Here is a 17,665-nt window from a genome sequence, read left to right as displayed (position 1 = left end):
TCTCCACCACAATTTTGTAAGTAACAAATTACAATATCTGATCTTTATTCTGTACTAGTATTCATTTCTTCTAAAACTTGTTGCAGTGTAGCTCAGATTCATGATGTTGAATCTGGATATGATATGACACAGGCATATTTTTATTCGGAAGCAGTATCGCGCCTAGTCATTGTCCAAAAAAGAAGAGCTAAAGCACTAACTGACGCCCCGAGCAAGCATACTCCTATCCACCCATAGTGCGCGTACATTTGGGTAGAAGCAATTGATCCGCTAGCACTGCCGATAGAATAAAACACCATGTACCCAGCTGTTAACCGACTCCGTGCCTCCGGACGCAATGGAAGAATCATCGTTTGATTAGTAACATGTATGGCTTGCACCGCCAAATCAAGCAGTACAATACCTATAACTAATGCTAATAGCGATTGCTCTGTATAGCTAATGAATAACCAAGAAATCAACAATAAGGTTAAAGCAATGCCTGTTGTTCTCTGTCCGTAACCCTTATCAGCTAGCTTCCCAGCACGCGCTGCAGATAAAGCCCCAGCCACTCCTACAAGACCAAGTGCTCCAATTGCGCTATGCGAAAGAGATAATGGCGGAGTGCTAAGGGGCAGTACTAGTGAAGTCCACAAAATGCTGAAATCAGCAAAAATCAGTAGGGCAAGAACAGAGCGGATGCGTAAGATCCGTTCTTGTTTAAACAATATAAACACCGTTCTAAGCAATTGAGGATAGGACAGTGATTTTACCTCTCGTTCAATATTGGGCAATACCCTAAAAAACATACAAACCATAAAAAGCATTAGTGCAGCAGAGACTAGATATACGGAACGCCACCCTGCAACATCCGTTAATATTCCTGCAAAGGACCGCGCAAGAAGTATGCCGACTACAATTCCGCTTGTTACAATACCAACCACACGCCCTCGTTCTGCAGGAGCAGCCATAGATGCTGCGAATGCCACAAGAGTCTGAGTTACGACCGCAAGTAGTCCCACTAAAGCCAATCCTGCAAATAGTATCGTGCTGTTGGAAGCAGTTCCAACTATAACCAAAACTATTACGGATAATAACATCTGGCCGATAATCAATAGGCGCTGGTTCAGAAAATCACCAAGTGGCACTAGCAGTAGCAATCCTAATCCATAAAAGATTTGAGTAATGGTAATAACAATTCCAATGATGGAATAGTCAATACCAAACTCACTCGACAGCTGATCAAGTAGCGGTTGTGCGAAGTAGATATTTGCGACTGACATCCCACAGGCAGCGGCAAATAATAATGTCACATTACGAGACATAGAAGTGACACGGATTGAATCAGATGAGATATATGCTCCCCGATTCGAATTCGCCTTTATCTCTGCATTGACTGCTATTTTTTCTTTAATTTCCTCCACTCAGTACACCCCTTATTCCTATTAATTTTAAATACTGAGAAATATAACTTACCGAACAGTATGTTATATTGCTTGGTAAATATAACTTATAGAAACTAATTCTGTCAACGCATAAATTACATTTCGTGTAATAACGTCTTTTCTTATGGAAATATCTTGTTAGGATTAAGTAGTCTACATTTGACAATATAAAGAGAAAAATGTATTTTTATATTATACTGTTCAGTATGCAAATGAGACAATTGGCAGTTTCATATGATAGTTATAATTAAACAAAAAAAAGTAACGAGAGGTTTTGACTATGGGACGAACCCGCGAATTTGACGAAGAAAAAGTATTAGATGCAGCTATGCAACTATTTTGGGAGAAGGGGTATGAAGCAACCTCATTAAGTGATTTAACTTCCAGAATGGGAATTCAACGACCCAGTATTTACTCTGCCTTTGGGGGTAAAAAAGAATTGTTCGAAGCCGCTCTACGCAAATACACGATGTCCCGTGCTTCTGATATCCGAACAAGACTTCAAAACTTTCCATCAGTAAAGGAAGCATTTTGCACTTTTTTTGAAGAAGTGGTTGCTGAGGAATACACAAAAAGTCCCAGTAGAGGATGCTTTTGCATTAATACAATGGTCGAACTTGCGCCTCATGATGAGAAATTTGAAATTCTTACAAGGGAACATCAAATGTACCTTTCAATCATATTTCAAGAAACCATTGAACGAGGTATACAATCAGGTGAACTTGAGACCGATGTAAACGCGAAATCCTTAGCACAGGCACTAATCGTATCGTTAATTGGACTTACCGTAATAATGAAATCTCGTCCAAAGCGATCATTTGTTGATAATGCAATAAAAGAGATACTTACATTGCTTAAGTAGCTCGGAATGCTTCAATTTTATTTGTCTGGTTATATGAATCTAAAAATTCTAATTTTCATTCTCCTCTTCTATTTCAAAACTAAAAGAAAAAAACTCCCTCTTGTATAAGAGAGAGTTTTTGTTTACATCATGAATTTTCTTCCTGTCGAAGTCCATTTAGTTGTTACCACCGAGGGAATAGGTTTTAAGTGCCAAAGAATAGTTGATATAAAAAAATTGAATCATCCTGGTTCTGGGCATTTGAAGCTAAGTTAGAAGGACAAACCTTAGATAGTTCACATAATCCTCTTCATATTTTTACAATGACAGTAAAAAGCGATGAGTCAACTGGATACAAGTGGGCTTTGCAAGATTATAAAGTTAAGAAGTTTTATTCAAATGAAAAATCTGAATGTTACCTCAACCCAATAATGGAAGAAAACACTCTATATTGTACATAATAATTACACTTAATATTATATAAATAATTGTAGTAACATATTGTTTAGAGTTCTCTAGGTACTTCCACTCCAGAATAGAATGAAAACCTAATAATAAAGTTATATAGATGATCCAATACCACTTCATAATATTTGTTGTGTCCTTTGCAACAACAAACGGTAGTGTTCATAAAAAGATAATTAAAATAATGCCTCTTCCCCATCGGTCAATATTTTTACCGGAAGTTTCGGAAATCTTTTTCTTTTCAACTCGAAGTAATTTATTTATTATTTTTTCTAATAAGAACCCCAAAATTATAAGAACAATAAAAAACACCAAAAATCTCACAACAAATCCCCTCACTTCTTCTATCTATCTTATGCCATAGTATTTCCATTTTGCTTCTTGGATTAACCTGCTGCTTTGGAACAAATAGAAAAAGGGCTTTACTCCTTCTTGAAGTAAAGCACCCGTTAGTTTAATAAGCTCTCCTTCTAATTTTCAGGGGGACACCCATTAACTTAATATATTTCCTTTGCATTAGAAGGTAAATTTCTAATATGTTTAAGATATATAGTCATGTTTCTATCATCATCTATTGGATAAGTAAAATTAAAATGTTCAGCAACTTCTTGAGCTAAGATTCTAAATAGTTCACAAGTAACAAATATCGATTCCCACATATTTGTATAATCAGAATTAGAATAAGTTTTTTTGTACATATTCCAATATAATTCTGGAAGATATTTCTTAAAATACTTTCCTAACTTTCCTGTTGAAACCTGAAAATCTTGTTGTATTCCAATCCACCAAGAAACCATTTTATCCAAAGAATCTCTCGTTGTATATTCAAACATTAGTTTTGCATACGGTAGTTCATCACGCCAAATTCCCTTAGCAACGTTTTGTAAACACCACCAAAAATTGTTTGTGTAACTATTATATTCATCTTTAGATGGCATTTTGATATGGTAATCAATATCGGTAGGATATGGGATTGTTGGCAAGAGTTCATCTTTGTTCATTAAGGGAAGCGTGAGCTTATCTATTCCATACTCTTCAAGCATAATCTCTTTTGTTTGAATACGAAGGTCTATACGATTTCCATCTGTAAAAAGCATTAAAAACCCATAAGACCTATCAACATCGAAATCAATTTCCCTGCCAAAATCATTTTTGTCAGGTTCTTGTATCATGATTAAATCTCCAAAATCGTTAATCCATGTCTTATCATCTATAAAAGATGCTGTTTCTGTTACAACATACACAATATCATAATCTTGAAAAATATCTTTTGTAACCTTTGTATTAGTTTTTGAACCATTCATATAGACTGCTCGGATTCTTTCATCTCTTTGTGCAAAGCTTAATATTAAATCCATCATTTCATTTTCATTTCTCAATGCTATTCACCCCGCAAAATAAAATATCCTATTACATTTCTTGTTAAACAAAACTGCTTCGTAAGCTCGATAAGGAAAAAGGCTTTACTCTTCTTGAAGTAAAGCACCTCGTTAGTTGAATAACGTTAATTCATTGACCTTGCAATTTCTAACATTTGTTCTTTCGATAATCTGGAACTATTCATTTCTACAGAAGTACCATCTTGAACCCAATTAAGTAAGCCACCAGTGATGGTGTCTCCATTTTTATCAACTTCGCCACTTTCTTCCCACTCCTGAAAATAACCTTTGTTTCCGTTTATATCAACTTGCTGACGATAAGGAAAATCGTCATCGGATAGTCGAAATCCTTTTCTCAAATCAATAGCGACCATCAACTTTGTGTCCTTGCTGTCCATATAATGTAGCATTATCCAAGGGGATGTTTTGGTATCTAATGTCCAATCATCAGGAATCCTTTTTGGAGTTAAAACGGCAAAGCCAACTTCTTTCTGTATTTCGGATATAGTTTTGCTATTGTGATTATACTTTATTTCTTTAGCCATAATTATCATTGGGTAACAATTTAGCAGGATTAGGACAGTTACTAAACGTATCAAAAATACCAATTTTCTACCTCAATTCTATTTGAAACTTCAGGTATTAGTATTCCCTACTTTTCACTTCTTATTAAACAATCCTGCTCCTATAGTTCAATAAGAATAAAGGCTTACTCCTTCTTGAAGTAAAGCACCCGTTAGTTTAAGTAGAATGCTTCACAAACTTTGGTTATCCCCACCAAACCTGTCATTTCCTTTTGATTTTAAGGGTTTTAGCGAATACATAACCTGTTAATCCTAGTGATGCACTAATAACATAGCATTTATAGTTATCTTTTTGTAATTCTTGTTCGAGTTCATTCGTGTTACCGTACCAGATCGACCAAGCATATAATTTAAAGTTCTCAAATTGTTCTCTGTTCTCTACAAAAAATGTATTCAAATCAGCTTCATCAATATCAAACAAAATACTTCCCGCCATTACATGATGGAAATCATGTGCTAAGTAATTCTCGAATGAAACAGTTACAATTTCATCTGTCACTGTTTCGATATCTAAAATTAATTCATTTTCTAGAAAACTTACTGAGTACCCCATTATCACACCATCGTGAATAGATATTGTAATGCCCATCACCCCCATAAAATGCTTTGTTGTTTGAATAAGAAATAATAATTGCCTATAGCAACCCCACTGATATTTTACTAAAGCACCCGTTAGTTGAAGAAAAAAAGTAACGCTTATTCAACAATTTCTCCCTTTAACGGAATAATCACCAATCCTTATCTAGCTTTATTAATAAGCTCTCTATATTGCATATCTCCATAGCCTACTGTTGGGAACAGAGCTAATAATCTCTTGATTAATTCGGAAGTTGATAAATTCTTATTTTTTTTAATATATTTCACTACTGTATTATCTTCTTTTAGCATATCTAAATATATGACTATTCCTTGATACATAACCGGAAGTAGTTCATTTGATGGCTTAATATGATTGACCAATACTTCTTTATATACAGAATGATAATGTCCTAATTTAAGTTCGGTTTGATTAACTTTAAATTCATCCTCTCTGAAACTATTTAAGAACACTTTCCCCTGATAACCTGACTGTTCAAGATAGGAAAGTATGGTAAGTAGGTTCATTTGACAAAACATGTCTTCACCAAACCATAAAACGATACATTCATACTCCTTGTTAAAAAGATTGGTTAAAGGATCTATAACCTTTTCTATATATTCATCTACTGATTCTTGATGACCAGAAGCACGTGTGTATATATATTCTTCATCAAATACTCGATCTGTAGTCGTGTTCACACACATTGCTTCATTGAATGGAGCATAATCTGAAGCCCCCATTAGTCTGTCATCTTTAAACTCCTTAAACATAACTTGACCATTCAAGATGTGAAGCACGTCTTTGTCAAACAACTCACTCATTTCACTTTTTAACTTTTCAACCTCAATTTTTCTTGAAATATTCATTTCATACCACTCCCCATTTTTATTAATAAAGAGTTTAACAACTGACTGGACAGGCAACTTGTTAAGTTGGAATTCTCTTGGATTGATACCAAAAATTCTTTTAAAAGCTCTGCTATATGCTTCTTGAGAAGAATAATCGTAATCAAAAGCCACATCAATAATCTTCTTGTTATTTGCCAGGTCTTCCGTAGACAAATACAATCTTCTAAGAAGAATATACCGTCTAATACTTATACCTGTTATCTGGTGAAATTTAAATGAACAATAATAAGGGGAATATCCCATATAATTAGATAGTTCATCTAATGAAAATTGATTTTTTAAATTAGCTTCAATCCAATCAACCATGAGCTGTATCTGTTCATTCATTTGTCTCACTCCTATATAAAAATTATAAGAGATACTAATTTCTTATTTTTGATATTTCTTGTGTTCTATAAAAATTAACCTTTAAAAACATTCTTAAATAATTTTTCTAACTATGCTAAATATAACTTTAACCAATATTATTATTTTAAAAAATCAATTCTACTATCCTGCCTCGTTAGTACAATAAGAAAAAGCTACCCTTATAGGCAGCCCTTGTTTAACTAAAGCACCCGTTAGTTGAAGTACAAATATTTACACTGATTGTCAGTGGACTGCTATTGGGTAAGTACCTTACAAGCGATAAGAATAAAAATCCACGAGTTTACAAATTCGTGGATTTTATTTTTTTATATGAAAAATAATTGTATATAAAATCGAATATTGATACGAAATAGGCTGAACCAGCAAATAAGAATATAGGGGAATCATAAGGGTCGCTAATAAAGCCTTGTAAATCAATAAAGTCTTGTAATTCTAGATAAAGTAACCAAAGTGTTGTTATGACAAAAAGAGAAATATCGTAAGCGATACTTAGTGGGCGTTTAATCTTTTTTAGAGCGAAAATAAAAACGACAATTCTAAAAAAAACAAATAGGAATAAACAAATTTGATAAGCGAATGTAACATAAATGATTGATGGCTGTATTGATTCTGGTATCGTCAGCATCAGCATAAACCCCTTTGAATAAATTTATTAATAGTTTATCGATTGGAGTTGTTATAAAGTAGGAAACGAAATTATGATTCTATAATTGTTATATAATACAAAAAGGTATGATTTTTATATTGCATACGAATTAGACGAGCAAAAAGAATCATTATTGAACTAACCTGCTTCGTTAGTTCAATAAGAAAAAGCACCCTTACAGGCAGCCACTTGTTTGCTAAAGCACTCGTTAGCTTAAAAAATAAATACTGCAATTGCTTTAAGAAACAAAATTATATCATCAGGAGAAAAGGCACAAATGCGTGTCTTATTTCTTCTTCACCTTCTGCTTTTTCAAGCTTTCTCCTATAACCTTTCCAAGCAGAAAAAACGCTAAAAAGTCATTAATCCTTCTTGGTTCAATGCAACACCATTATGTAAATAATTTAATTACAGCAACCAAAATTAGAATTATAGAAATAGTTATGAATATATAACCATATTTTGCTTTTTTGTCTTTTTTAAATTCATCTAATCCTGACAGAAACATCGAAGTACCTAATGACAACATCATAAATGGTATTAACTCAAGCGGAGTTATTAAATCTAAAAATCCAAAAACTACAGCACATATTAATAACGGTATTCTTAATCTGTTTAGCATTATTCGCCTCTCTTTTTAACGTTATTGTTAGATTCAAAATGGTGGTATAAGAATCAATACTTTTCGTTATTTAGTATATAAATACCTCTTTACTTGTACCATTCTTCATTACTTTCATTATTTCCTTCTTAAACTAACCTGCCGCTTTTGTTCAATAAGAAAAAAAAGCTTTACTCCTTCTTGAAGTAAAGCACCCGTTAGTTTAATAAGAGAGACCAAAGTTTTTAATTGAAGGTCACTCTCTTTTCATTTTACATCAACATCAAAAACAAAAGTCTCTTTTCCTTTATCCCATATTACTTTAAGTTCATAAATATAGTACCCTTCTTTAAATGGCATTGTTATTTCATAATCTTTCATTTCAACATTTTCAATTGTACCATCTTCATTAAGTTTAGTTATTGTTATGGAAGAAGGATTCTTTTCAATTTCAAATTTTAATATATCGCTTTTTTCTACTTCTAAAGTTTTAAAATCATCGGCTAATTTATATATATCACTAGAACTAATATCTTTTATTTCAACATTATCTTCTTTCCATTCAAAATCATTAGGCATCATAGTATATTTTTCGCCGTTCACAATAACTTTGCCTTCTGGTTGAATAATAGTACCTTTTGGAAATCCATTGCATCCTGTCAAAATAATAGCTATTAACGTTAATATAATAAATTTTTTCATTGTAATTTTCTCCTTCTTTGTGAAATTACAAATAACGTCTTATTGAACTAAAGCACCCGTTAGTTGAATAAGAAAGGCAATTGGCGTTTCTTTTTATTGTCTAGCAAAATCGGCAAAGGCAGATAAAAATACCGTTTTTGTTTGGACAATAAGTTCTATTGGTTTTTGAATATTCTTTTCTTGACTTGGATTTACTGGAGTTATCCCTTTATACCAAGTTCTACCAGTACGGGATGTTTTAATTTCTTCGTCACCTTCAAAGTAAATCTCTGAAACATTTATTGCTTTGTAGTAATCAATTAATTCCTTCTCACTGAGGTTGGATGACAACTTCATGTAGGCAACCGCAGTTATATAATTTCCATTAGCTAGTGGTGTTCCACCATAAGAGCTTCCATAATCATAACCTTTTTGAATAACTTCTGTTTCTGGAGGTAAAGGATAAGAGTAGAGTTTATCTGCAAAATCCTTCGTTTCCCGCTTATCCTTTTCAAAAAACCATAAAGACAGCCCTATTAGTAGAAGAATTGATAAAAAGAATATACTCATTTTTTTTGTTCTTTTTGTCATATAATTTCCCCTTTTTAAATGAATATGGCTTTATCTAACAAGAAAAAAAGCTTTACTCTTTTTGAGTAAAGTACCCGTTAGCTTTATAGATTCAACAAAAAAGCTGTAATCCATCTTGAAGTGATATCAAAAATAGTTAATCTATATAGATGAACGTTTCTATTTCCTTAACTTTTTTCCCGTCTAATTGGTGCGTGAACCCGAATGTTTCGCCCTTTCCGTCGTGATTTATTACAATGTCGATATCGTGAACTAGTTCTGTGAAATACCTAAAAGCTTTTTTTAATTCGTCATAGGTTTCCACCGTTTCAATCCCTTGCTCTTCTGCTACCGAAATAGAATAATCAAGATTACCCATCAAAGTTTGAAGCACCTCCAAATTATCAAAGTCTTTTTGAAGGTCGTCACCTTGAATCCGAAAATATTTCAACTCATTTCTGAGGCGTCTTGCCCTCGGGTAATATTCTTTCACGTCGGTTGTTTTGCCAATATCTTCAGCGTGATAGGCAATCCAAGCTTCCAACGTTGGTTCTATTCCATAACTGTTGAAGCCTTCTGGCGTTGAAACGTCTTTCCAGGTCTTCGGGTCGTTGACTTCGGCTTCTGTTTTTACTGGTTCAACTTTCGTTTCTTCTGTTTTAGCTTGTTCAACCTTCGTTTCTTCCTTCGTACACCCTGTTAATATTCCACTTACCAATAATCCTGTAAATGCTAATTTTATTAGCTTCATTATTCTCCCCCCCTGTAATTGAAAATCCTTATACTTGAAATCATCTATTAATTATTTATATTTTACCATAAAAATCCCAATTCTTTTCTTCAACTAAACTGCCGCGTTAGTAAAAATACACCCTATGTCTATAATTCTATTAAATTGGCAATAATCCTTTTAACATTACTATTTTAGGGGGAATGGGGAATTGTTACTGTCAAAAGCATGGTCTTCGTTTGAAGCGGATAAGCGAATAGAGGGTTTTTCACCACAAACGTTAAAGGCCTACCAGGTACAGTCCTTGCTACTAATTGGTTATTTTAAGGATGTAGAAATGAGTTTGCTGGATACAAATCGACTAAAGGAATATCTTGCTATATCCGGCAAGCATTTAAAACCAGCTAGTCTTGCACATCGTATCCGATTTATGAAGTCATTTTTTCGTTGGTCCCATGAAGAAGGCTACCTGAGTAAGAATCCAACTTCCAAAATTAAAGGACCTAAAGTGGGTAAGCGGATACCCAAGTATTTAACCGAACGGGAGATTGAACACCTTCGTGAATCCTGTCATTCCCCAATGGAAAAAGCAATTTTTGAATTCATGTTTTCTACCGGTTGTCGAATTGGAGAAATAGTTGCGTTAGAAAAGAACCATATTAATTGGTCCAATCAATCCGCAATCATTAGAGGAAAAGGCGATAAGGAAAGAGAAGTTTATTTTAATACACGTTGTGACATATGGCTTAAACGCTATATGGAAAGTCGTACTGACCATAATTCAGCCATCTTTGTAACAGCAAGACAGCCACACAAAATGAGTGTCGCCCAAATGCGATACATCATCAAGCGGATCTCCAATCGTGCGGAAATTAATAAAGAGATTCATCCACACCAACTTAGACATAGCTACGCAACCCATTTGATGAATAATGGAGCTCCTATTGAAGTCATACAAAGTCTTATGGGGCATGAGAAGAGTGAAACCACCAAGATCTATGCTCAGTTGAGCGGAAGATTAAGAAAAGAGTATTATCAGAAGTACTTTTAAATGAATAAGGAGCAACGTTTTAAAAGACGTTGCTCTATTTTACTAAAGCACCCGTTAGTTGAATAAGATTTGTTAGCATATAATATATTGTGGTATAGTAAACTTTAGAAAATCTATTACTAATTTATAATATATATATTGCCCACATTATAAAGAAAGGGAGTGTCCATACCATGAAAAAGAAAATACTTGTGTTTTTATCTATGGGTTATGGGTACTCGACTGCTGTTTTCTATTAATTAGATAATAATTGGTGAGCTCTGTCTAAATAATAAGAAAATAAGCAGAAAATTTATAGTGAGTGAGGTATTATTATGGAAAAAATTATTAGAAATAACCCTGAGTTCATGCCCAAACCAGTAGGAAACTACAGTCATGTCACTAGAGTACCAAAAGGTGCTGGTTTAATAGTAACATCGGGTCAAGTAGGGACAGATATGAACGGCAACGTCCCTCAAAATCTAAACGACCAAATAACTAATACTTTTGCTAACATGAAAAAGGTTCTTCAATCAGAGGGGTTATCACAAGATAGCGTCATTAAAGTTAATATTTGGGCGACTGAAGAAATAGACTGGGATTATCTATACCTTAAATGGGATGAATTTTTTGAGGATGAATACCCTTCAATGACAATTGCATATATTTCAGCATTAGGCTTGCCTGAATTGAAGATAGAAATAGAATTATGGTGTGCTGAAGTTTAAATTTAAGAAAGGAACAGTTTTTTACTGTTCCTTTTTTAATACTCTTTTAGTGCATCCACCCATTTGAGCTAACCTGCTGCGTTAGTTCAATAAGAAAAAGCTACCCATACAGGCAGCCCCTTGTTTAACTAAAGCACCCGTTAGTTGAATAAGAAAATTTTTTATTCGGGTCGGATACGTCTTAGGACTTCATCCACCGCCCAAAAGAAAAATGAAGTCATAATTCCAGCAATAAAATTTAGTTCCCCTTCTCCTACCCAATAGTTATTAAAGTTTGAAAAGAAATCACTTGATTCAAAGATTATGCCATAGACAAATGCAAAAGAAATAACAAAAAACAAATGAATTAGTAGTGCTAAAATCACTCTTTTAAATCCTTTGAATCGTTTGGATAAATAATCAGATAAAAAAGTTACAGGAACACCATAAATTAATATAATCGGTGAAAATAGTAAGCTATAAATCCCAATCATAGGTATCAATTCAAATGGTCTTTCCCATTCGCCGAAAATAAAAATTAAGATGAAAGTAATCGACAAAATTGTTGCAAAGAAAAAAGTTATAGCTTTCCTTTTAATCAACCATTCTCCCCCTTTTAGTACAATAACTTTGTTATACTAACCTGTTGCATTACTTCAACTAACGGGTGCTTTACTCCTTCTTGAAGTAAAGCACCCGTTAGTTTAATAAGGTTTAACTATATTTAGTTCTAAATCGGTACGATATAGCATTGTCTCAACCCAATTATGAAACATTTCATAGTCTTCTTGGTCTGTTTGAACATTACCTAAGAATACGCCCTTAAATTTATTACAAAAAAAATCATTAAAGAACACATCTATAATTTTATTTAAAAGTTTGTAACACAGTACCTTGACCATTATCTGATTCAACTTCAGCGAATGCTCCATTTATAAAAGTCATTTGTGGTGGAACATGACCGCAATCAATATCGTACAAAATAGGAATTTGAAGCTCTTTAGAAAGTTCTTTATAAACATCTTCAACTGTATAATTTGTAACAGCTGGATTTGCTGGACTTCTCCCAAACATAATGCCACTACAATCCTCAAACCAACCTGCTAATTTCATTTGCACGAGGGTCCTACGCAATTCAGTTGTCGATAACTGCAAATTTTCGAGATACCAAATAACAGAATCTCCTTCAATATAATTCTCTTTAAAATTTTGTACATTCCCATATGGTGTACCAATCAGATGCCTAATTATATCAATACAACCACCAAGTAATCGCCCCTGTATCTTAACTTTTTCGTTTACAGTTGATTTCCAGTAAGTTTGTTCTGTTAGATTGAAAATATAAGGAGTAGGGTTATCAGGTTGCCATTCTTTTTGATATTTTTCTGATGAATGTTGGAGAATTGATTCATTCATTTTGGTAGACAATACTGTTCGCCACATTGCTGTCGTATCATCAGAATACTCTCCTCTTAAATCCACTAAGTTGGTTCCGTGTGCTGTAGCAGTACCCGTTTTCAATGTAATTGCTAACAGTAGCAGACTTATATCAGAATAACCTAATATCCACTTACTTTTTATATTTTCAAAGTCAATATATTCAAGTGTCTCAATAAGTAGCTCTCCGCCCCAAGGAGGAATAATAAGTTGAATATTATCACTAAGCATCATTTTATTGAACTCTTCTGCACGCTTTTTAGCAGATGCAGACTTTTCCTTATCTTGTGTCCATGCAGTTTCTCCGCAGATGAAGTTAAAACCTTTCTTTTCCACACTTTTGAATGCAGATTTCAACAAGTGATGTAATTCACTTGGGACTCCAGATGATGGTGCAGTTACTCCTATTGTTGCACCTTTTTCTAAGATTGGATATTTTATCATGCTTAGCCACTCTCCCAACGCTTTTTGTAAAAATAACATTTTATATGTTATTAAAAAACACTTCTTTTATTACACTAACCTCCTTTTTCATAAAAAAAGCCGTATACTGTTCTATCTCAATTCGAGATGAAAATTCAAGCCTGATTAAACATTTATTTGCTAAAGTCCCATCGGGAACCTCTATAGTTTTTGACTATGCAGATGATACACTCTATGAAGAAAAAAGCATGTCTAATAGAGTTGGAAATATGGTTAAAATGGCTTCAGCAAGTGGCGAATCGATGAAATCCAGTTTCACAAATAACGAAATTCAAACCATGTTAGAAGAATCAGGTTTGCTTATTTATGAACATTTGACACCTAATGCAATACAGGAACTTTTCTTTAGAGATCGTACAGATTATTTATGTGCTTTTGAGACAGTCCATTTTATCCATGCTGTAAAGAGGTAATATATAATTTTAAATACTTTTCATTGTCTGGATTATTGAGCGGTATTTTTTGTTTTTCTTATTGAACTAAACTGCTGCGTTAGTTCAATAAGAAAAAAGGCTATACCCCTTCTTGAAGTAAAGCGCCCGTTAGTTGAATATAAACTTTTGTAAGTATTCTTGTATTACTGGTAAATCGGGTGGGCTAATGTTGGACGGAAGTTCGTTGAAGCGAAAGAAATGTAATTCTTGAACTTCACTATCCTCTTTTTTTAATACTCCTTCATAATCATCATTACATATGTAAGCTGTTACCACATTATAAACCTCATCACCATGCGGATATTTATAGTAGAACTTTTCGCCAGAATAGACATTGAATAACGTTAATTTATTTGCAACCAAACCTGTTTCTTCAAGTAATTCTCTTTTAGCTGCTTGTTCTAAAGATTCCCCCATTTCTAAAGAACCACCAGCTAATCCCCAACAATTATTATCCTTACGAAGTTGCAAGAGTAGACTATTTTCTTTATTTATTACAATGACACAGGCACCAACCATAATAAGCGGACGACTACCTACTAACTTTCTTAAATCCATAATATAGTCCATATAAACCTCCAAAACTAAGTTTTCACATTAATTTCGCATTTTAATTATATCTCTATCCCTTATTCAACTAAACTGCCGGGTTAGTCAAAACACCCCCTATGTCTATAATTCTATTAAGTTGGCAATAATCCTTTTAATATTACTATTTTAGGGGGAATGGAATTGTTACTATCAAAAGCATGGGCTTCGTTTGAAGCGGATAAGCGAATAGAGGGCTTTTCGCCACAAACGTTGAGGGCCTACCGATTACAGTCTTTGCTACTAATTGGTTATTTTAAGGATATAGAGATGAAATTGCTGGATACAAATCAACTGATGGAATATCTCGCTATATCCGGCAAGCATTTAAAACCGGCCAGTCTTGCACATCGTATCCGCTTTTTGAAGTCATTTTTTCGTTGGTCTCATGAAGAAGGTTTCCTAAGTAAGAATCCAACTTCCAAAATTAAAGAACCCAAAGTAGGTAAGCGAATTCCCAAGTATCTAACCGAACGGGAGATTGAACACCTTCGTGAATCGTGTCATTCCCCAATGGAAAAAGCGATTTTTGAATTCATGTTTTCTACCGGTTGTCGAATTGGAGAAATAGTTGCGTTAGAAAAGAACCATATTAATTGGTCCAATCAATCCGCGGTCGTTAGAGGAAAAGGCGATAAGGAAAGAGAAGTTTATTTTAATACACGTTGTGACATATGGCTCAAACGGTATATGGAAAGCCGTAAAGACCATATTTCAGCAATCTTTGTAACAGCAAGACAGCCACATAAAATGAGTGTCGCCCAAATGCGATACATCATCAAGCGAATCTCCAATCGTGCGGAAATTAATAAAGAGATTCATCCGCACCAACTTAGACACAGCTATGGAACTCATTTGATGAATAATGGAGCTCCTATTGAAGTCATACAAAGTCTATCGGACATGAGAAAAGTGAAACCACCAAGATCTATGCTCAGTTAAGCGGAAGGTTAAGGAAAGAGTATTATCAGAAGTACTTTTAAATGTAAAGGAGCAATGTCTTAAAAGACGTTGCTCTACTTGACTAAAGCACCCGTTAGTTGAAAAAGAATTTTTTAGTCAGAGATAATGATTACATTTTCTGCAACTTGCTTTTGGTCAGTAGAATTTGGTTTTTCAACTAAATCAAAGGATACTTTTTGACCTTGTTTAAGGAATCTGAATCCATTTGGAAGTCTTTCTTTATCAGGTAAAATCGAACTAAAATGAACAAAAACATGATTTCCATCCTCACCGTCAAGCATAATACGACCATACCCCTTTTCTTCTTTAAACCATTTAACAATTCCCTCTCGTTTCATATCTGTTCGACCTCCAATTCATTTTTTTACTCAACTAACCTGCACCGTTAGTTCAATAAGAAAAAGCACCCTTACAGGCAGCCACTTGTTTGCTAAAGCACTCGTTAGCTTAAAAAATAAATACTGCAATTGCTATAAGAAACAAAATTATATCATCAGGAGAAAAGGCACAAATGCGTGTCTTATTTCTTCTTCACCTTCTGCTTTTTCAAGCTTTCTCCTATAACCTTTCCAAGCAGAAAAAACGCTAAAAAGTCATTAATCCTTCTTGGTTCAATGCAACACCATTATGTAAATAATTTAATTACAGCAACCAAAATTAGAATTATAGAAATAGTTATGAATATATAACCATATTTTGCTTTTTTGTCTTTTTTAAATTCATCTAATCCTGACAGAAACATCGAAGTACCTGACAACATCATAAATGGTATTAACTCAAGCGGAGTTATTAAATCTAAAAATCCAAAAACTACAGCACATATTAATAACGGTATTCTTAATCTGTTTAGCATTATTCGCCTCTCTTTTTAACGTTATTGTTAGATTCAAAATGGTGGTATAAGAATCAATACTTTTCGTTATTTAGTATATAAATACCTCTTTACTTGTACCATTCTTCATTACTTTCATTATTTCCTTCTTAAACTAACCTGCCGCTTTAGTTCAATAAGAAAAAAAGGCTTTACTCCTTCTTGAAGTAAAGCACCCGTTAGTTGAAGAAGAAACTTACTTTTCATTTTTATTATTGACTATAAATTTCCAAAATAGTAATTCTATTTGGTTCTTATCTAGGTTAACGAAAATGCCCTTGCTAGTCCAAATATATAAAAAAAGCTCTCCATTAAGGAAAGCCTTTTTAATTTGTAATCAAATTTTATTCTCTTGAAGAAATTTTTTATTTAATATGTTCTGTCATAGTAACAAATCACATTAGTATTTTGATAAAATATCAGTCAATACATTTCCATCTATATTACCACCGGATAAAACAAGAGCAATGTTTTTCCCTCCAATTCGCTCTCTATAATCCATAACGGCAGCTACCGTAGTGCAGCTACCTGCTTCCACAATATACTTCTCCTTTTTTGCCATGAAACTAACTGCTTTAGCAATAGATTCTTCTGATACAGCTATAAAATCATCAACGTAATCTTTGGCCAAATCAAAGCTGAGTTTACCGATCCCTCCAACAAGAGCATCACATAATGATTCCTCGCTGTGAAATTCTTCATAAAAAATATTGTCTTCGTAAGATTTTATCATAGCAGGACATGCCTCTGTTTGTACTCCTATGATACGAATCTCTGGTTTTATAGTTTTAGCGGCAACAGCTATTCCTGTAATTAGCCCACCTCCCCCTATCGGCACTACGATGGTATCAATGTCACTATTTTGCTCAAGAAGTTCAATCGCAACTGTACCCTGACCACCATAAATTTGAGGATCACTATAGTAAGCATCAATATAAATTAATTTATGTTCTTTTATAAATTCCATCCCTAATGAATGAGCTTCATCATAATTATTTCCTAATAGTATTACTTCACCTCCAAAATATTGAATTTTGTCTATTTTGCTTTGTGGGGTACTTTTAGGAACAATGATTTTCACATTATTTATTCCAAGAATCGAAGCTGCATAACTTACGGAACTTCCATGGTTGCCTGAAGAAATTGCAGCAACACCATGACTCATTTCCTCCTTAGTTAAAGTCATCATTTTATTTAATGCTCCTCGGATTTTGAAGCTTTTTACTCTTTGTAAAGATTCGAGTTTAAAGAAATATTTTTTACTTTCATCTCCCAAGTAAAAAGATTCCTCAAGTGGTGTTTTTGTCACATTATTTTTGATACGTTCATAAGCGTCTTTAACATGATTATAATTAAAACTCAGCAATTATATTC

19 protein-coding genes and 3 pseudogenes are annotated in these 17,665 nt (G+C 33.6%); 5 read left to right on the top strand and 17 right to left on the bottom strand.

The window, feature by feature from the left end; translation table 11 throughout:
• Positions 1–140: 140 nt before the first annotated feature.
• Positions 141–1,364, bottom strand: coding sequence for an MFS transporter (locus KD050_RS20980; protein WP_235754016.1), 1,224 nt, complete (start codon positions 1,362–1,364; stop codon positions 141–143).
• A 340-nt stretch (positions 1,365–1,704) separates the two neighbouring features.
• On the opposite strand from KD050_RS20980, the gene KD050_RS20975 reads away from it, so the two are divergent.
• Positions 1,705–2,286: a TetR/AcrR family transcriptional regulator gene (locus tag KD050_RS20975; protein ID WP_211894214.1), complete on the top strand. Its 582-nt coding sequence runs from the start codon at positions 1,705–1,707 to the stop codon at positions 2,284–2,286.
• 399 nt (positions 2,287–2,685) lie between these two features.
• On the opposite strand, the pseudogene KD050_RS21595 reads toward KD050_RS20975, so the two are convergent.
• The 10 genes and pseudogenes from KD050_RS21595 to KD050_RS20925 form a co-directional block, all read right to left on the bottom strand.
• Positions 2,686–2,874 (bottom strand): annotated as a pseudogene (locus tag KD050_RS21595) (DUF4181 domain-containing protein); the annotation flags it as partial.
• Positions 2,875–3,227: 353 nt separating this feature from the next.
• Complete coding sequence (locus KD050_RS20965) at positions 3,228–4,109, bottom strand: aminoglycoside 6-adenylyltransferase (RefSeq protein WP_211894212.1); 882 nt, start codon at positions 4,107–4,109, stop codon at positions 3,228–3,230.
• A 125-nt stretch (positions 4,110–4,234) separates the two neighbouring features.
• Complete coding sequence (locus KD050_RS20960) at positions 4,235–4,717, bottom strand: DUF4367 domain-containing protein (protein WP_235753873.1); 483 nt, start codon at positions 4,715–4,717, stop codon at positions 4,235–4,237.
• A 178-nt stretch (positions 4,718–4,895) separates the two neighbouring features.
• Positions 4,896–5,282, bottom strand: a complete 387-nt coding sequence (locus KD050_RS20955; protein WP_211894211.1) for a hypothetical protein — start codon at positions 5,280–5,282, stop codon at positions 4,896–4,898.
• A 149-nt stretch (positions 5,283–5,431) separates the two neighbouring features.
• On the bottom strand, positions 5,432–6,508 hold the full coding sequence (locus tag KD050_RS20950) for a helix-turn-helix domain-containing protein (RefSeq protein WP_211894210.1): 1,077 nt from the start codon (positions 6,506–6,508) through the stop codon (positions 5,432–5,434).
• 322 nt (positions 6,509–6,830) lie between these two features.
• Positions 6,831–7,175 carry a hypothetical protein gene (locus KD050_RS20945; RefSeq protein ID WP_211894209.1) on the bottom strand — a complete coding sequence of 115 codons (345 nt, stop codon included), beginning with the start codon at positions 7,173–7,175 and terminating at the stop codon, positions 6,831–6,833.
• A 412-nt stretch (positions 7,176–7,587) separates the two neighbouring features.
• Positions 7,588–7,818 (bottom strand): DUF3953 domain-containing protein, encoded by a 231-nt coding sequence (locus KD050_RS20940; protein WP_211894208.1) that lies wholly within the window; start codon positions 7,816–7,818, stop codon positions 7,588–7,590.
• Between the two features lie 246 nt (positions 7,819–8,064).
• Positions 8,065–8,499, bottom strand: a complete 435-nt coding sequence (locus KD050_RS20935) for a lipoprotein (RefSeq protein WP_211894207.1) — start codon at positions 8,497–8,499, stop codon at positions 8,065–8,067.
• Between the two features lie 93 nt (positions 8,500–8,592).
• Positions 8,593–9,069, bottom strand: a complete 477-nt coding sequence (locus tag KD050_RS20930) for a hypothetical protein (protein ID WP_211894206.1) — start codon at positions 9,067–9,069, stop codon at positions 8,593–8,595.
• A gap of 136 nt (positions 9,070–9,205) precedes the next feature.
• Positions 9,206–9,799 carry a hypothetical protein gene (locus KD050_RS20925; protein WP_211894205.1) on the bottom strand — a complete coding sequence of 198 codons (594 nt, stop codon included), beginning with the start codon at positions 9,797–9,799 and terminating at the stop codon, positions 9,206–9,208.
• A gap of 190 nt (positions 9,800–9,989) precedes the next feature.
• Between KD050_RS20925 and KD050_RS20920 the strand changes: the two genes are divergently transcribed.
• Together KD050_RS20920 and KD050_RS20915 are read left to right on the top strand one after the other, a co-directional pair.
• Positions 9,990–10,829, top strand: coding sequence for a tyrosine-type recombinase/integrase (locus tag KD050_RS20920; protein WP_211894204.1), 840 nt, complete (start codon positions 9,990–9,992; stop codon positions 10,827–10,829).
• A 314-nt stretch (positions 10,830–11,143) separates the two neighbouring features.
• The gene (locus tag KD050_RS20915) at positions 11,144–11,536 is read left to right on the top strand and encodes a RidA family protein (RefSeq protein ID WP_211894203.1); all 393 of its coding nucleotides are present in this window, start codon (positions 11,144–11,146) and stop codon (positions 11,534–11,536) included.
• A 161-nt stretch (positions 11,537–11,697) separates the two neighbouring features.
• On the opposite strand, the gene KD050_RS20910 is transcribed toward KD050_RS20915, so the two are convergent.
• The gene (locus KD050_RS20910; protein WP_211894202.1) at positions 11,698–12,117 is read right to left on the bottom strand and encodes a hypothetical protein; all 420 of its coding nucleotides are present in this window, start codon (positions 12,115–12,117) and stop codon (positions 11,698–11,700) included.
• Positions 12,118–12,382: 265 nt separating this feature from the next.
• Positions 12,383–13,396: a S66 family peptidase gene (locus KD050_RS20905; RefSeq protein WP_211894201.1), complete on the bottom strand. Its 1,014-nt coding sequence runs from the start codon at positions 13,394–13,396 to the stop codon at positions 12,383–12,385.
• Between the two features lie 128 nt (positions 13,397–13,524).
• Between KD050_RS20905 and KD050_RS20900 the strand changes: the two are divergent.
• Positions 13,525–13,848: pseudogene (locus tag KD050_RS20900) on the top strand (SAM-dependent methyltransferase); the annotation flags it as partial.
• A gap of 129 nt (positions 13,849–13,977) precedes the next feature.
• Here the strand turns inward: KD050_RS20900 and KD050_RS20895 are convergent.
• Entirely contained in the window at positions 13,978–14,439 is a 462-nt protein-coding gene (locus KD050_RS20895; RefSeq protein WP_211894199.1) for an NUDIX hydrolase, read from the bottom strand.
• 162 nt (positions 14,440–14,601) lie between these two features.
• On the opposite strand from KD050_RS20895, the pseudogene KD050_RS20890 reads away from it, so the two are divergent.
• Positions 14,602–15,440, top strand: a pseudogene (locus tag KD050_RS20890) (tyrosine-type recombinase/integrase).
• Between the two features lie 72 nt (positions 15,441–15,512).
• On the opposite strand, the gene KD050_RS20885 reads toward KD050_RS20890, so the two are convergent.
• From KD050_RS20885 to KD050_RS20875, 3 genes are all read right to left on the bottom strand, one after another.
• The gene (locus tag KD050_RS20885) at positions 15,513–15,758 is read right to left on the bottom strand and encodes a cold-shock protein (RefSeq protein ID WP_211894198.1); all 246 of its coding nucleotides are present in this window, start codon (positions 15,756–15,758) and stop codon (positions 15,513–15,515) included.
• Between the two features lie 287 nt (positions 15,759–16,045).
• Positions 16,046–16,273 (bottom strand): DUF3953 domain-containing protein, encoded by a 228-nt coding sequence (locus KD050_RS20880; protein WP_211894197.1) that lies wholly within the window; start codon positions 16,271–16,273, stop codon positions 16,046–16,048.
• 418 nt (positions 16,274–16,691) lie between these two features.
• Positions 16,692–17,657 (bottom strand): threonine ammonia-lyase, encoded by a 966-nt coding sequence (locus KD050_RS20875; RefSeq protein WP_235753872.1) that lies wholly within the window; start codon positions 17,655–17,657, stop codon positions 16,692–16,694.
• Positions 17,658–17,665 lie beyond the last annotated feature (8 nt).

The sequence above is a fragment of the Psychrobacillus sp. INOP01 genome (assembly GCF_018140925.1).
Taxonomy (GTDB): domain Bacteria; phylum Bacillota; class Bacilli; order Bacillales_A; family Planococcaceae; genus Psychrobacillus.
This window is presented reverse-complemented; position numbering and strand designations above follow the sequence as displayed.

What these genes read in the sequence shown, in the direction of transcription:
- KD050_RS20975 (WP_211894214.1), top strand. Translation starts at nt 1,705, where the DNA reads ATGGGACGAACCCGCGAATTTGACGAAGAAAAAGTATTAGATGCAGCT.
- KD050_RS20955 (WP_211894211.1), bottom strand. Translation starts at nt 5,282, where the DNA reads ATGGGCATTACAATATCTATTCACGATGGTGTGATAATGGGGTACTCA.
- KD050_RS20950 (WP_211894210.1), bottom strand. Translation starts at nt 6,508, where the DNA reads ATGAATGAACAGATACAGCTCATGGTTGATTGGATTGAAGCTAATTTA.
- KD050_RS20945 (WP_211894209.1), bottom strand. Translation starts at nt 7,175, where the DNA reads ATGCTGACGATACCAGAATCAATACAGCCATCAATCATTTATGTTACA.
- KD050_RS20940 (WP_211894208.1), bottom strand. Translation starts at nt 7,818, where the DNA reads ATGCTAAACAGATTAAGAATACCGTTATTAATATGTGCTGTAGTTTTT.
- KD050_RS20935 (WP_211894207.1), bottom strand. Translation starts at nt 8,499, where the DNA reads ATGAAAAAATTTATTATATTAACGTTAATAGCTATTATTTTGACAGGA.
- KD050_RS20930 (WP_211894206.1), bottom strand. Translation starts at nt 9,069, where the DNA reads ATGACAAAAAGAACAAAAAAAATGAGTATATTCTTTTTATCAATTCTT.
- KD050_RS20925 (WP_211894205.1), bottom strand. Translation starts at nt 9,799, where the DNA reads ATGAAGCTAATAAAATTAGCATTTACAGGATTATTGGTAAGTGGAATA.
- KD050_RS20915 (WP_211894203.1), top strand. Translation starts at nt 11,144, where the DNA reads ATGGAAAAAATTATTAGAAATAACCCTGAGTTCATGCCCAAACCAGTA.
- KD050_RS20905 (WP_211894201.1), bottom strand. Translation starts at nt 13,396, where the DNA reads ATGATAAAATATCCAATCTTAGAAAAAGGTGCAACAATAGGAGTAACT.
- KD050_RS20895 (WP_211894199.1), bottom strand. Translation starts at nt 14,439, where the DNA reads ATGGACTATATTATGGATTTAAGAAAGTTAGTAGGTAGTCGTCCGCTT.
- KD050_RS20885 (WP_211894198.1), bottom strand. Translation starts at nt 15,758, where the DNA reads ATGAAACGAGAGGGAATTGTTAAATGGTTTAAAGAAGAAAAGGGGTAT.
- KD050_RS20880 (WP_211894197.1), bottom strand. Translation starts at nt 16,273, where the DNA reads ATGCTAAACAGATTAAGAATACCGTTATTAATATGTGCTGTAGTTTTT.